The sequence below is a fragment of the Luteolibacter arcticus genome, from assembly GCF_025950235.1.
Taxonomy (GTDB): Bacteria; Verrucomicrobiota; Verrucomicrobiia; order Verrucomicrobiales; family Akkermansiaceae; genus Haloferula; species Haloferula arctica.
This window is the reverse complement of sequence record NZ_JAPDDT010000021.1, coordinates 53,814-68,030: the sequence shown is the minus strand read 5'-3', so window position 1 is coordinate 68,030 and position 14,217 is coordinate 53,814. Positions and strand designations below refer to the sequence as shown.

The window sequence follows — 14,217 nt, the reverse complement described above, 5'->3', positions numbered from 1 at the left end:
GCTTCCAAAATGCGGTCAGCTACGAGCGGCCTCAACTGCGGTCGAGAAGCGCAGGAGCCCTAACAAGGCCTGCTGCTTGATGGAGCCCATCAGCGAGACGAAGAGTTCGTAGGCCTCGTTCTTGTATTCGACGAGCGGATCCTTCTGGCCTTGGGCTCGGAGGTAAACGCCTTCGCGCAGTTCGTCCATGTCGCGGAGGTGTTCTTGCCAGTAGCCGTCGATCGAGGAGATGACGATCATGCGCTCCTCGCGTTCGACCAATTCCGCGGGCAAGGCGTTGAGGCGGTTGTCGTAGGTGTCGCGCGCTTTCTTCACGATGAGCGGGACAAGCCGCTCGATGCCGGTGGTGGAGAGTTCCTCTTCAGAGAGCTCCACGTTCAGCGTTTGGCGAAGCCAGTTCAGCAGCGGTGCGTGATCCGGATCATGCGGGTCACATTCCGAAAGGTGCTCCTGCACCCGGGCGGTAACGCATTCCGAAATGATCTCGTGGACCAGGCGGCGCATGTCGCCGGTGCCGAGGACATCGTTGCGGTACTCGTAAACGATCTCGCGCTGGAGGTTCATCACGTCATCGAAGTCGAGGACGCGCTTGCGGCTCTTGTAGTCGCGTTGTTCCAGCGTGGTCTGGGCGGTCTCGACGAGCTTGCCGAGCGAGGAACCCTTGCCGTCCCGCTCGATCATCGACGCCATCTGCGCGGGCGAGGCGTGATTGCGCATGAGGTCGTCTTCCAGCGAGACGAAGAATTGGGCGCGGCCCGGGTCGCCCTGGCGGGAGCAACGGCCGCGGAGCTGCCGGTCCACGCGGCGGGAGAAATGGCGCTCGGTGCCGATGATGAAGAGGCCGCCGAGTTCGCCGACGCCATCGCCGAGTTTGATGTCGGTGCCGCGGCCGGCCATGTTGGTGGCCACGGTCACGGCGCCCTTTTCACCGGCGAGCGCGACGATCTCGGCTTCCTGATCGTGGAACTTCGCGTTGAGCACGGTGTGCGGAATCTTCGCCCGCTTGAGCATGCGCGAGACGGTCTCGGAGGCTTCCACGGAAGCGGTGCCGACGAGGACCGGCTGGCCCTTGGTGTGGGCGGCCTCGATCCGTGAGATCACCGCGTTGTACTTCTCGCGGCGGGTCTTGAAGATCTGGTCATTGTCGTCCACCCGCTGGTTCGGCGCGTTGGTCGGGATTGGCAGCACGTCGAGCTTGTAGATGTCGTGGAACTCGGCGGCCTCGGTGGAGGCGGTGCCGGTCATGCCTGCCAGCTTCTCATAAAGGCGGAAGTAGTTCTGGATGGTGATGGTCGCGTAGGTGCGGTTCTCGCGCTCGATCTTCACGCGCTCCTTCGCCTCGACGGCCTGGTGCAGGCCATCCGACCAACGGCGGCCCTCCATTTCGCGACCGGTGCTCTCGTCCACGATGGTGATCTTGCCATCGCGAACGACGTAGTGGACATCGCGCTCGTGGAGGCAGTGGGCCTTGAGGAGCTGGTTGATGGCGTGGACGCGGAGCGCCTGTTCCTCGCGGCGCTTCAGCACGGCGGTCGTGGCGATGGCCTTCTTCTCGGGGTCGAGATTCGGATTGGCCTCGATGGCGCTGAGCTGGGCGCTGGTGTCGGGGATGGTGAAGCAGTCCGGGTCATCCGGTGAGAGGAAGCGCCGGCCCTTCTCCATCAGGTCCGCCTCGCGGGTTCTCTCATCCACGGCGAAGAAGAGCTCCTCCTTCAGCTTGAGGAGATCCTTCTGGAACATCTGGCGGAAGAAGGTGAGCTCGGTGCCCTCCAGCAAGCGCCGGTGCTCCGGATTCTCCATCAGGCGCAGGAACTGGCGATTGCGCGGCTGGCCGAGCTTGAGCTTGAGCAGCACCAGTCCGGCGTCCTTGCTCTTGCCGGAATCCAGCAGCTTCTTCGCCTCGGTGGCGAGTTGATTGCAGAGCTCGGTCTGGCGTTTCACGAGCTTCTCCACGTCCGCATTCTGCTGCTCAAAGATCTGCGAGGAATCGGGCGAGGGTCCGGTGATGATGAGCGGCGTGCGCGCTTCGTCGATGAGTACGGAGTCCACTTCATCGATGACCGCGAAGTAGTGGCCGCGCTGGACCTGCTCGTCCTTCGTGGTGGCCATGCCATTGTCGCGCAGGTAGTCGAAGCCGAATTCGGAATTCGTCCCGTAGGTGATGTCGCAGGCGTATTGCTCGCGGCGCTGGTGCGGGGGCATCTGGTTCAGCAGGCAGCCGACGGAGATGCCGAGCGAGCGGTAGAGCGCGCCCATCCACTCCGAGTCGCGCTGGGCCAGGTAGTCATTGACCGTGACGAGGTGGACTCCGAGGCCGGTCAGCGCATTGAGGAAGACCGGAATGGTGCCGACGAGGGTCTTGCCCTCGCCCGTCTGCATCTCCGCGATCATCCCGCGATGGATGGCGACGCCGCCGAGGAGCTGGACATCGAAGTGGACCATATTCCAGCGCTGCGGCTGGCCGCTGACGAGGACCTCGGTGCCGCAGAGGCGGCGGGCCGCGTTCTTCACCACGGCGCAGGCCTCGGGCAGGATCTTTTCGAGATACTTCGAGCGCGGCTTGCTGAAGTCGGACTCGACCGCATGGAAGGCGGACTTGGCGCTTTCGATCGAGGCGACCTCGGGCCGGACGAACGATGGCAGCGAGAACTCGCGGGCGAGAAGCGCGAATCGTGCGCTGATGGAGTCGGCCACCGTCTGGAGCTCGGCCTGGGTCATCAGCTCAAGCTGGACCTTGGTCGGCGCTTCGAGGGGATGATAGCGGGAAAGGTGCTCGCGCCAGGAGTTGGTCAGCTCATGGAGCTTCGCGACCGGCTCGCGCTGGAACTGCTCCTCGATCTCATTGATGCGGGAGACGGTCGGGCGGAGGCGATGGAGTTCGCGTTCATCCTTGCCGCCCAGGAGTTTTGGAAAGAGCCACTTGATCATGGGAGGAAGGAGAGGTTGGAGGTGAAACGGAGCGGGCTCTGTGGAGCCGCGGTGGAAGACGTCGTTGGAATGGTCGGGAAAGAGATCATCGGATCGGACTTGATTGGAATGTTGCCCATGCCCGTAAGAGGGATGGGCGTGTCTTGTCCTCGCGGAACCAGAAGTTCCGTCAGAGGGCAGGGGAAACCGCCGCGATCCAAACGGGATCAGCTGAGCGGTAGGTGTGACATGCCGGCAAGGCACTCGCCCGTTCGGGCAAGTCTTCGCGAAAGGTCCGCGTGCCGGATTCCGATCAAGCCAACGAAGGCGGAGCCCGTCCTTGGATACCCTCCCGGCGGAAACCGATGGTGGGGATCTCGCGGAGGACCTCAATGCTCAGGATTACCGTCGGCGCACTCCAAAAGTGGCCGCCGAAAACATCCGGCAGCAAGCCGGTGAGCGGGTGGGGCGTGATGCCCGGGGCGGGTAGCTCATCGGTCTGATGAACCATGCCGATCCCGTCCGGTGACTTCTCCCTTCGGGCTCCCAGATGGTCGGGAGCGAAGGTGCCCCAGCCAAACACGACCGCCATCGCCACGATCCATGGGATCCATGTGCTTGGGGTCAGCTTGTCCTCTTCGGCGTTCATCGGGAGAGTTCGCCGTGCCACCGGAGCGGCGCGACGGGTGCAGGGTCAGGGAGAATGGCGATTTGTCAAACGATTGAATGACACAGGTCGGCGGGCATTTTGAGATGTCAGCGGCCGTCACTTCGTAAAGCGTAGCAACCATGAAACCCTTGTCTTTTCTTGTCGCGCTGGTGGCTGCGGTGCTTCCCGCCGCCGCGCAAAACGTCTCCATCGCCCGCGAGGGCAAGCAGTTGATCGCCCGTGCCGGCGACAAGGAGATCCTGCGCTATCAGGCGGAGCCCGGCGAATTCCCGCGCAAGGACATCAAGGAAATTTTCAAGCGGGGCGGCTATATCCAGTCGATCCACACGCCCTCCGGGAAGCTGGTGACGGACGATTTTCCGCCGAATCACGTGCATCATCACGGGGTGTGGTCGCCTTGGACCAAGGCGGAGTTCGAGGGCCGGTCGACGGACTTCTGGAACATGGGCGATGGCAAGGGCCGGGTGGATTTCGTGGCGCTGGTGGAAGGGAAGAATCGCGATGGCTCCGGCTTCACGGCCAAGCATCAGTTCATCGACATGACGGCGAAGCCCGAGAAGGTCGCGCTTTTGGAAACATGGGACGTCGCGGTTTCAACTGACGGGAAGAGGAACATCATCGACCTCACCATCACCCAAACCTGCGCGGGCGAATCCCCGCTGAAACTGCCTGAGTATCACTACGGTGGCCTCGGCCTGCGCGGGAATCGCGCTTGGGACGGCGCGGGGAATGCCCAGTTCCTGACCGCGTCCGGCCTCACCGACCGGCTGAAGGTGAACACCGCCAAGGAGCCGTGGTGCTGGGTCGGCGGCAAGGTGGATGGCAAAACCTGCGGCGTGGCGATCCTTTGCCATCCCTCGAACTTCCGTTCGCCGCAACCGATCCGGGTGCATCCCACCGAGCCGTTTTTCTGCTACGCCCCGCAGCAGGGTGGCGCGATGTCGATCGAGCCGGGGAAACCTTACGTCGCCCGCTACCGGCTGATCGTCGCCGACGGCGAGCCCGATGCGGCCGCGCTTCAGAAAGCCTCGGAGGAATATGCTACGGTGAAGTGAGGTTGGAGCGGATTCTCGGTCAAAGGATCCAGCTTTTCGACCGAGGCGGGAGTTTCAAGGGAACCGCGAAATCACGCGAAAATGCGCGAAATCTAAAGGCTGGAAGAGATTCTCCTTCTTCAAATTTCGCGCATTTTCGCGTTCTTTCGCGGTTCAATTTCTTAGGCCGAACGAGGCTTGGGCGGCTACGTGTTAAAGCAGAGCGCTCTAGTGAAAGCGGCCATTGCGGATCTCGCGGAGTTGCTTCAACTGGCGGTTGCCCAGGGTCTGGTCCAGGACGCTTTCGAGGAGCTTTTTCCGGTCTTCCATCTCCGAGGACAGGAAGCCCCTGCCATTCGCGGGGTCCTTCGGACGCCAGCGGCTGCCGTCGGTGCGCAGGAACTTCGAGAGCGTCGCCTCCGACTCGGACGAGGCCGGCGCGATGTGAAAGAAGGCGGTGGAGGTATCGCCGCAATGGCAGCCACAGCAGGTTTGCATCGAGAAGGCCCGGCGTAGCTCGCCATCGCGCAAGCCCCAGCCGTCCCAGTGGAAGTCGGGATCATTGTTGAGGACCCTTGCCACGGTGGTCCCCGCGCCGGGGAAGGAGAACGAGGGCGGGATTTCCGTCTTCGCCGCGCGCGGGTTTTCGCTTTGCGAGGCCGGGGCGACGCGCTGTTTGGCGATCCAAGCCGCGAGCGAGCGATTGTCGGCGCTGCCTTTCTCGAAGGACGAGTCTTCCGGAGTGCCGGGCAACCTCGCGGGGACGAGCTTGCCGCTCGCGGGATGGAACTCACGGAATTCGCGGACTTCGCCGAAGGCACCGTCGTTGACGCGGATCCGCAGCAGTTGCGGAGTTAGGACCGCGCCTGCGTCGGCGAGGCGTTTGAGCACGTCGGAATTCGGTTCCTCGCCGGGTGCCCTCGTGCCCAGCCGCCGGTCGGTGAATAGGCGGGTGACTTGGACGAGGTCGGCTCGGTAAGCGTCATCGAAGGCTGGCTGCGTTCCGAGGTGGTGCCATGCGAGGGCCCAGTCGCGAGTCCTTCCACGAGCGGTGGAGGGAGCATCCAGCCCGTATTCCAGGATGATGGTGGTGCCGCCGGGCAAGGGCTGCCCGCTGGGGTCCACGGCCGCGAAGACCAGCCGGGCCTCCCCGGCTTCCCGGCCAGCCAAGGAATCGGCGCCCGATCCACCATTATAACCGGGCGAGCCGGGGAATCCGGTGGTGGCAGCAGGAGTGGTCGGGAGCGCGTGCTCGCCGAGGTCCATGCGGTTGACGATCGCCAGCAGACGGAAGGGCGCGTGCGAGAAATCCGGCAGCCACTCGCCGCTGCCGGGGACGTGGCCATCGCGCAGCCGCCATGGGGCGATCAAGCGCTGCTCAAGCGCTTCCCTTGGCGGGGGACCAGTGGTGGAAGTGGGTGATTCCGGTAAACCCTTCGCCCAAGCTTCCAGCCAGGTAGCGACGGCCTTTTGGGAGACCTTGTCGCCGAGGGCCTCGTCCATCAGGTGGCCGAACGACCATGGCCCCGGGTAAGTCGCTTCGGGTGCATTCACCACTTCCAGTGCGGTGATGAGCAGTTCCTTTCCGATCACGATCTCGTGATCCTCTGGGGAGCGGGTCTTTTCCGCTGCCTGGGAGATCGATGGCAGCGAGGCGGAAAGCAGCACGAAGAGGGGTAGCGATTTCATGGCCGGAAGAGGGGGCCGGTGTTGGTCGGGCCGGGCGGATGATTTATTCAATCGCTGCGGAAAATTCCTGCGGCCGGGCGCGCTTGACGCTGGGGAGAGGGCGGGGGGAAGCTCCGGGCGTGACGGAGGAAATGCGGGAAAAGATGGAGCGGGGGCTGGCCTTGTTCGATCTCGACGGCACCCTGATCGCCTGGGACACGCAGATGCTGTTCTGCGATCACGTGGTGAGGCGCGAGGGTTGGAGGCGGGCGTATCTCGGCTTCTTCGCCGCGTTCGTGCCGGCCGCGAAGATCCTCGGCGACGAGGGGATGAAGCGGGTCTTCCTGAGCTACCTCTGGCGCGCGGATCATGCGAAGATCGAGGGCTGGGCGAGGGATTTCGTCGCGGAGTTTTTCCCAGCACGGTGCTATGAGGTGATGCTGGAGAAGCTGCAGCGCCATCGCGATGCGGGGCACCTGACGGTGCTGGCTTCGGCGAGCCCGGAATTTTATGCGAAGGAGGTGGGGCGGGTGCTCGGCTTCGACCTCGCGCTGGGCACGCCGGTCGAATGGCTGGGTGCGATGCCGCTCTTGCCGGAACTGCGCAATCACAAGGGTGCCGAGAAAGTACGACGACTCTCGGAGATCATCGGTGCGCCTCCCGAGGGAGTGTGGCCGCGCAGCCATGGCTACTCCGACAGCTCGGCGGACCTGCCGATGCTGGAATGTTGCGAGGAGAATACCTTGGTAAATCCTTCACCCAAGCTTACGGCGATCGGGGAAGCGCGCGGCTGGGAGATCCAGCGCCCGGCGAAGCCATGGAGCGGGAAGGCAGGGCATGCCCGCGAGGTGCTGCGACGGGTCACGGGGCTGTGAAAACTGGGAGCGCGGAGTTCATTCCGCCTAGGTAGATCGGGAATCCGGACTTACGGGCGGAATGAATTCCGCGCTCCCAGTCCTCCACCAAAGAAAAGGCCTTCCGGCGTGAACCGGAAGGCCTTGGCTGTGCTGTATCGAAAGAAGGGTCAAATCAGATCAGAACTTGAAGCGGAGGCCGAGCTCGGCACCCACGTCGTCGCCGACTTCGATGGAAATCGGGCCGACGGAGCTGTCGTCCACCCAGAGCCAGCGGCCACCGCCGTAGATCTCGAAGTTCTCGGTCACATCGTAGCCGAGGCCGGCGAAGATCTGGCCGGCGAGCTCCACGGAGTCATCGCTGAAGGCACCAGCGCTGGAATCGATGAACGCGCCACCGAGGCCGAGACCGGCATAGAAGGAGAACCGCTCGTTGATGGCGATGTCCGCCTTGTAGTTCAGCGTGACCGGGATGATGTCGGTGTTGACGACGCCGGCGAGGCTGTCCACTTCGGTGTAGAGGCCTTCCACGAAGAGCGAGTGCGTCACCGACCCGGTTTCGGCGATCTTGGCGCCGAAGTGGAGGGTGTAATAGGCTTCCTCGGCATCGAAGAAGTAGCCAGCGGAACCGCCGACGAACCAGCTCCAGAGCGGACCGCTGCTGGGAGCCGGGGAATAGGAGGAAGGAGCTGCTGCCGGCTCACCGGCTTGAGCGGCGGTGGAGGCGAGGCAGAGCGCGATCGCAAGTGAAGAAAAGTGCTTCATGTCGGAAGTATTCTCCGATGAGCTGCGATCATGGGCAAGGGAAATTTTAAAAAGATTGATAATTAATTTATCTTAGCAAGCTCTCAGAAGAGGGGCGGTGTTTCGAGCGGCGCTTTCGAGCGCACCGGCTTGGCGAGGATGGCGTCGATTTTCGTGAGCAGGTCGAGCGAGGGAGTGACCTCCTTTTCAAGGACCTCCCGCAGATAGGTGCTCCAGTCCTGAAGAGTCCGGCCATCATCCCGGGACAGGATAAGCGCGATTTCGCTGAGCCGGCCGCTGCCCGCGAGCTGCTTGCGGGTGCGCCTCAGCCAGCTTTCGAAATACGGGCGGTCCGGTTTGCCGGGAAACACGGGCTCTGCGTAGCGGCAGAAAGGTGACACCGCAAGGTCAGTGCGACTGATGCATAATGCATTACCGGTCATCGTGCGTCGTGCATTCCATCTTGGGAACGATGGGGTTATGCCGGGAAATCCCCAGCCACAGGGCCTCGCGAAATCGGCCCCGAATCTGCAAAAGGAAATCATACCCGCTCCCATGGCATCCACCGGCACTGTCCGCCTCCCGCCCCATAAACGCCGCCCCGCCGCCGATTCGCTGTCGGGGATCTTTGCGGTATGCCTGACGTCCGCCTTGCTGGCGGGACTGTATTTCGGCCGCGAATTTTTAATACCGCTCGCGTTGGCGGCGCTGATCACCTTCCTGCTGACCCCACTGGTGAACAAGGTGCAGCGGTGGGTGGGGAATGTGACGGCGGTGCTTGCCGCGATGACCCTGATCTTGGCGGCGACGATCTCCCTAGGGTGGATGATCGGCAGCCAAGCGGTGGATCTTGCGGGCCAATTGCCGGGTTATAAGGAAAACATCCGCACGAAGTTGCGCTCCTTCCAGACTCCCACGGGCGGGGTGCTCAGCCGGCTTAACGAAACATTGGACGACCTGAAAAAGGAGCTGCCGGGCAAGCAGGGGGATGAGTCCTCCGGCGAAGCTCCCACGACTAGCGACCCGATGCCGGTAGAAGTGGTGGAGGGGCCGACGGAAGGTGGACCAATAAAAACCGTGCAAACCATGGTGGGGCAGATCGCCGGCCCGTTGGGAACGGCGGCCTTGGTTTTGCTGCTGACGACGTTCATGCTGCTGAAGCGGGAAGACCTGCGGGGACGGCTGCTGCGGCTGATCGGGCAAGGACGTATCAGTGCCACCACCAAGGCTTTCGATGAAGCGGGCACCCGCGTGCGGAAATACCTGCTGATGCTGCTGGTGGTGAATGTGACCTACGGGATTCCGCTGGCGATCGGCTTGTATTTCATCGGCGTGCCCAATGCGGTGTTGTGGGGCGCGCTGGCCGCCGGGCTACGATTCATCCCGTACATCGGCCCGTGGATCGCGGCGGTCTTTCCCGTGCTGCTGTCACTGGCGGTGTCGCCGGACTGGCACACGCCGCTGCTGACGATCGGACTGTTTGTCGTGCTGGAACTGGTGAGCAATAACGTGCTCGAGCCGTGGCTCTACGGCGCCAGCACCGGGGTCTCGCCGGTGGCGCTGATCGTGGCGGCGGTATTCTGGACATGGATGTGGGGGACGCCCGGCCTGGTGCTTTCGACTCCCTTCACCGTTTGCTTGGTGGTGATGGGCCGGCATATCCCGCAGCTTTCCTTTTTCAGCGTGATGCTGGGGGAAGAGGAGGCGCTCACGCCGGCGGACGATTGTTACCAGCGGCTGCTGCGGCGCGGTGAACACGACGAGATTGAACTAGCGGATTCCTTCCTCAAGACCAAGCCGCTGGTGGAACTCTATGACACGGTGCTGATCCCGGTGATGATTGCCGCGGAACGCGACCACCAGATGGCATCGATCGACCGGGAGCAACGCGACCAGATCATCCATGCGATGGGCGACCTGGTGGAGGAACTGGCCGAGCGGCCGGCGCTTGGAGCGGAAGGGGAGCAGCCGCCTGCAGTGGAATGCCACGTCTGCTGTCTGGCGGCGCGTGCCGAGCGGGATGAGATGGCGGGCAGCATGCTGGTGCATGTGCTGCGGCAGGAGGGCTTCGAAGCGGAGCAGTTGCCCGCGCGGCGCGTGGTTAGCGAATTGATCGAGGCCCTGAAGCGCAGTCAGCCGGATCTGGTGTGCGTGTCGGTTGTTGCACCTTCAGCATCCGGCCATGCGCGCACGCTGTGCCGCAAGGTGCGGAACGCCTTCCCGGACGTGAAGCTGGCCGTGGGTCTGTGGGGAAAGGAGGACGAGATGTCCGAGAGCGAGGCGAGTGCACTGAGGGAAGCCGGCGCGGACGAGGTCTTCACGGAGATCGCCGAGTTGATCGAATATGCGGGGCGCGTCTCGTCCACCCTGGCGAAGGAAACCGTGCCGGCTTCGCTTCCCGAAGATGAGGACGAGCGGTTGATCACCTTGGATCGCCTCGGTCTGGTCAATACAGAGCGAGAACCCGTGCTCGATCATGTGACCGCCAAGCTGGCGCGGGTCTTCGACGTGCCGATGACCGCGATCACGCTGGTGGATCGCGACCGGCAGTGGTTCAAGTCCCACAGCGGGTTGCCGGAGCAGCTAGTGGAAGAAGGGGGCACGCCGCGCGATCTTTCGATTTGTGGGCATGTGATCGCCGCGGATGGGCTGGTGGTGATCAAGGATCTAAAGCGCGACCGCCGTTTCGCGAAGAACCCAATGGTGGTCGAGCACCACATCCGCTTCTATGCGGGTGCGCCGATCCGCATGGCCAACGGGCAGACGATCGGCGCGCTTTGTCTGATGGACACCGAGCCGCGGTCGCTGACCCCGCAGGAAAGCCGGCTGCTCAAAGCGAACGCGGCGGAGGTGGCGGAGGAGATCGAGCGCTTGGCGGAGGTGACTGGGTGACTATTTTCGAGGAAAGGAAGGGTGGTGCAACTGCTGTTTCCTAGGGCCGTTTTCGACTCGAAGAATCCCCGTGGTATGCCTCGCGTAACTTCATGTGCCAGCGACAGAAATGTCGCTGCTCCTTATTTTACCTGGGCCACTGCCATCGCGGCGATGCCTTCGCGGCGGCCGACGAAGCCCATGGTCTCGTTGGTGGTCGCCTTGATGCCGACGCGTGCCGGATCGAGGCCAAGGGCGCGGCCGATGTTCGCTTTCATTGCCTCACGGTGCGGCAGGATCTTCGGGGCCTCGGCGACGAGGGTGCTGTCGATGTTCACCAGCGTGAAACCTTGCTCGCGGCAGAGGGCGGCGGCCTTCTCCAGGATCTTGAGCGAGGAAATGTTGAGGCAGGCGGGATCGCCGGGCGGGAAGTAGTGGCCGATGTCCGGCAGGCCGAGCGAGCCCAGCACCGCATCTGCAATCGCGTGGCACAGCACGTCCGCATCCGAATGGCCGTCGAGCCCCTCGGTATGCGGGATCTCCACTCCGCCGAGGATGAGCGGGCGGCCTTCCTTGAATTGATGAACGTCGTAGCCGAAGCCGATCATGGAAGAGTTGAGAGTTTGGGGTTGAGAGTTGAGAGGCGGAAGAAGTTGAGAGTGTGTGGCTGGGGCCTTGGCTTTTGACTTTGCTCTCAACCATCAACTTTCGACTCTCAACTTAGAGAATCTCCTCAATCGGGATCTTGCCGTTGGTGGCGACGATGGCCCAGGAATCGGGGTGATCCGGGGAGGGTTCGAGCAGGACCTTGCCGCCCGCGGCTTCGACGAGCAGCTTGCCGGCGGCGATGTCCCAGAGGGAGATGCGGGACTCGATGTAGCCGTCGAGCCGGCCGCTGGCGATGTAGGCCATGCCGAGCGCGGCGCTGCCCATCATCCGCATCTTGCGGGCCTTCAGCGAGGCCTTACGGAAACGCTCCAGGCCGGTGCGCAGGGCTTCCTCGTCCTTGCCGCAGCCGACGAAGAGAGCGCACTCCTCGAGCTTGGTGCGCTTGCTGACGGAAATCGGCCGACCATTGTGCATCGGCACGCCGCCTTTTTCGACGGTCCAGGTCTCGCCAACGATCGGATCATGGATCACGCCGACGGTGACCTCACCCTTGTCGCGCAGGGCGATGGAGACGCAGAAGTGGGGGATGCCGTAGTAGAAATTCACCGTGCCATCGATGGGATCGACGATCCACTCGCGGTCGCTGTCGGGATTGCCGCCCATGCCTTCCTCGCCGTAGAGCGCATCGCCGGGGCGGGCGCCGAGCAGGATGTCCTCGATGAGCTGCTGCGACTCCTTGTCGAGCGCGAGCTTGATGTCGTGGTGGGTGGCTTCGTCGACGGCGGCCTCCAGGCCGAAGTTCGCTTTGAGCAGCTTGCCCGCTTCCTTGGCGGCGTGGACGGTGAGTTCGAGGTCGGTCACGCGGCGGAGCGTGGCGTGCCGAACCGGCGGTGCCAAGGGGAGAAAGCGGGCGGGTGGTGGGATTCCGATTCCGGCCTGAGAGGGAAGCGACCTGCGGTCTATCCGGTGTGGTGGAAAGCCTGCTGCGAATCCAGTCAGCGCGTTGGAGCGGATGAGCGGGGACGGCGATGCGCTATTGGCCTGCAACGACGGCGAGAGCGGTGCCGAGCGGCTATCGGGTAATGAAGACAGCTGGAGGCATTGTTGAAATGCGCGTCCTGACCCGAATGGTCTCGAATGGTTCTTTCGCCGCAGCGAACGTCAACACAGCCCCGGCGGAGGGAAACATGCCCCGGGTAGCGGAGGATTGAGACGGCGAGTGCATTGCTCGTTGGGTGATGACGGACATCACGGTGTAAGCTCAGAAGCAGCCCCCGGTTCGATCCGGCGGATACGTTCCGCGAGGACGGTGAAGGTGCGACCTTTCAGTCCAGCGACCGCATTCTCCAAGCTGAAGACGTAAGTGCCCTCGGCAGTCCGGAGCGTGATCTCGGTCGCGTGAATCAGGTTCAAGAAGCTCCCTTCGTCGGAGTTGACATGAATGCCGCCATCCTCCGTTCGCACGTCGATGGACGACGCGATCGCGGTGAAGACCTGGCCACCCGGGGTGCTCAGCTCGACGGTCAGGTTGTTCATCGTTGGGATGCCGTCCTGCCCGTTCTGACGGTGCCGGACCGCGATGGGTCTCCCCTTGGATCTTTCTTCGTGCTTGGACTCTCCAGCAACCGGAGTGCTTGGGTCGCATCAGGTGAACTCTTCCACACCCTGCTTGAAGAATCTGAAGCAACACCCGATCTCCCGCTATGCGTCCCCACCAATATTGTACGCATTTCTTCGGGTTGCCCCATCCCGCGAGGGCCACGCGATTGGTGAAAGAAACCATTAGGGGTTCTTCCCACCGGCCGTAGGGTCGAGTTTGGGTTGACGGCTCCAATCGCCCTCTCGCCGTCGCTTTGGACTTTGGTCTCCATCCACTCGGAATGATGACAGAATCACTCAAATCCCCACCCCGCACGGCAGGCGTCAAGCGGGCGGAAAAGGGCGTCGTCACGCTGCTGACCGAGTCGAAGGTTTACCGCGATTACGAGCGTGCATTCGTGGCAGGGACCGGCCTTCCGCTACTGCTCCATGCTCCGGAAATGCTTACCGTGATCCGGTATGTTCGGAAGCAGGAGAACCCATTCTGCACGCTGATGGCGGACACCGCCCAATGGTGCACCGCCTCCTACAACTTGCAGCGAAAGGTGGAGAGCGAAGCGCAGCTTGCTCCCAGAACACTCAAAGGTTTCGCCGGACTCTGCGAAACCTCGGTGCCGGTGCGGATCGGCGAGAACCTCATCGCCTTCCTCCAAACCGGGCAAGTCCTGCTCCATCAGCCCGACCGGTCTCAATTTGAGGCGATCGCGCGGATCCTCGCGGCCTGGGGATCTCAGGTCGATCTGAAGGTAGCAGAGGAAGCTTGGTTCAATAGCCGGGTGATCGCGCCCCGTCAGTACGAGGCGCTGATTCATTTGATCGACATCTTTGCGCACAACCTCGCCTCTTGCGGGAACTTGCTTATCCTGAATCAGCAGAAGCCGGAGCGCCCGGAGATCTCGAAGGCTTGTTTCTTCATCGACCAGCATAGTAGCGACGAAATCTCGCTTGCCGCGGTGGCCATTGTAGCGGGCATGAGTGCCAATTATTTCAGCGGTAAATTCGTCGAGGCGACGGGCGTCAACTTCGTCGAATACGTGAGCAGGGTCCGCGTCGGAAAAGCCCGGGATTTCCTCCAGAATCCGGACTTGAGGATCAGCGAGATTGCCTTCGACGTGGGCTTCCAATCGCTCTCGCAGTTCAACCGCGCATTCAAAAGGGTCGAGGGTTGCTCCCCTCGGGAATTCCGCGCCGCAGACACCACTATTTGAGGGCAGCGCCAAGCCGTTCGTTCCGAGAAAATGCGCAGTTTTTCCTCACGGAC

Annotated in this window: 12 protein-coding genes; 4 read left to right on the top strand and 8 right to left on the bottom strand. The window is 62.8% G+C overall.

The window, feature by feature from the left end:
* Positions 1 to 15 precede the first annotated feature (15 nt).
* Both secA and OKA05_RS26510 read right to left on the bottom strand, forming a co-directional pair.
* A complete protein-coding gene (gene secA / locus OKA05_RS26515) occupies positions 16 to 2,928 on the bottom strand; it encodes a preprotein translocase subunit SecA (protein WP_264490243.1) in 2,913 nt (970 codons plus the stop codon).
* A gap of 292 nt (positions 2,929 to 3,220) precedes the next feature.
* Positions 3,221 to 3,556, bottom strand: a complete 336-nt coding sequence (locus OKA05_RS26510) for a hypothetical protein (protein WP_264490242.1) — start codon at positions 3,554 to 3,556, stop codon at positions 3,221 to 3,223.
* A 140-nt stretch (positions 3,557 to 3,696) separates the two neighbouring features.
* Here OKA05_RS26510 and OKA05_RS26505 point away from each other — a divergent pair, with 140 nt between their 5' ends.
* A complete protein-coding gene (locus OKA05_RS26505; protein WP_264490241.1) occupies positions 3,697 to 4,632 on the top strand; it encodes a DUF6807 domain-containing protein in 936 nt (311 codons plus the stop codon).
* Between the two features lie 207 nt (positions 4,633 to 4,839).
* On the opposite strand, the gene OKA05_RS26500 is transcribed toward OKA05_RS26505, so the two are convergent.
* Complete coding sequence (locus tag OKA05_RS26500; protein ID WP_264490240.1) at positions 4,840 to 6,300, bottom strand: hypothetical protein; 1,461 nt, start codon at positions 6,298 to 6,300, stop codon at positions 4,840 to 4,842.
* Between the two features lie 119 nt (positions 6,301 to 6,419).
* Between OKA05_RS26500 and OKA05_RS26495 the strand changes: the two genes are divergently transcribed.
* Positions 6,420 to 7,154, top strand: coding sequence for an HAD family hydrolase (locus OKA05_RS26495; RefSeq protein WP_264490239.1), 735 nt, complete (start codon positions 6,420 to 6,422; stop codon positions 7,152 to 7,154).
* A 159-nt stretch (positions 7,155 to 7,313) separates the two neighbouring features.
* Here the strand turns inward: OKA05_RS26495 and OKA05_RS26490 are convergent, their stop codons facing one another.
* Both OKA05_RS26490 and OKA05_RS26485 read right to left on the bottom strand, forming a co-directional pair.
* Positions 7,314 to 7,898, bottom strand: coding sequence for an outer membrane protein (locus OKA05_RS26490; RefSeq protein WP_264490238.1), 585 nt, complete (start codon positions 7,896 to 7,898; stop codon positions 7,314 to 7,316).
* 83 nt (positions 7,899 to 7,981) lie between these two features.
* Positions 7,982 to 8,248 (bottom strand): hypothetical protein, encoded by a 267-nt coding sequence (locus OKA05_RS26485; protein ID WP_264490237.1) that lies wholly within the window; start codon positions 8,246 to 8,248, stop codon positions 7,982 to 7,984.
* Positions 8,249 to 8,432: 184 nt separating this feature from the next.
* Here OKA05_RS26485 and OKA05_RS26480 point away from each other — a divergent pair, with 184 nt between their 5' ends.
* Positions 8,433 to 10,769, top strand: coding sequence for an AI-2E family transporter (locus tag OKA05_RS26480; protein WP_264490236.1), 2,337 nt, complete (start codon positions 8,433 to 8,435; stop codon positions 10,767 to 10,769).
* A 122-nt stretch (positions 10,770 to 10,891) separates the two neighbouring features.
* Here the strand turns inward: OKA05_RS26480 and ispF are convergent, their stop codons facing one another.
* The 3 genes from ispF to OKA05_RS26465 form a co-directional block, all read right to left on the bottom strand.
* Positions 10,892 to 11,356: a 2-C-methyl-D-erythritol 2,4-cyclodiphosphate synthase gene (gene ispF / locus OKA05_RS26475; RefSeq protein ID WP_264490235.1), complete on the bottom strand. Its 465-nt coding sequence runs from the start codon at positions 11,354 to 11,356 to the stop codon at positions 10,892 to 10,894.
* Between the two features lie 112 nt (positions 11,357 to 11,468).
* Positions 11,469 to 12,218, bottom strand: coding sequence for an inositol monophosphatase family protein (locus tag OKA05_RS26470; protein WP_264490234.1), 750 nt, complete (start codon positions 12,216 to 12,218; stop codon positions 11,469 to 11,471).
* 387 nt (positions 12,219 to 12,605) lie between these two features.
* Positions 12,606 to 12,893 carry a hypothetical protein gene (locus tag OKA05_RS26465; RefSeq protein WP_264490233.1) on the bottom strand — a complete coding sequence of 96 codons (288 nt, stop codon included), beginning with the start codon at positions 12,891 to 12,893 and terminating at the stop codon, positions 12,606 to 12,608.
* A gap of 347 nt (positions 12,894 to 13,240) precedes the next feature.
* Between OKA05_RS26465 and OKA05_RS26460 the strand changes: the two genes are divergently transcribed.
* Positions 13,241 to 14,164, top strand: coding sequence for a helix-turn-helix domain-containing protein (locus OKA05_RS26460; protein WP_264490232.1), 924 nt, complete (start codon positions 13,241 to 13,243; stop codon positions 14,162 to 14,164).
* The last annotated feature ends 53 nt before the right edge of the window (positions 14,165 to 14,217 follow it).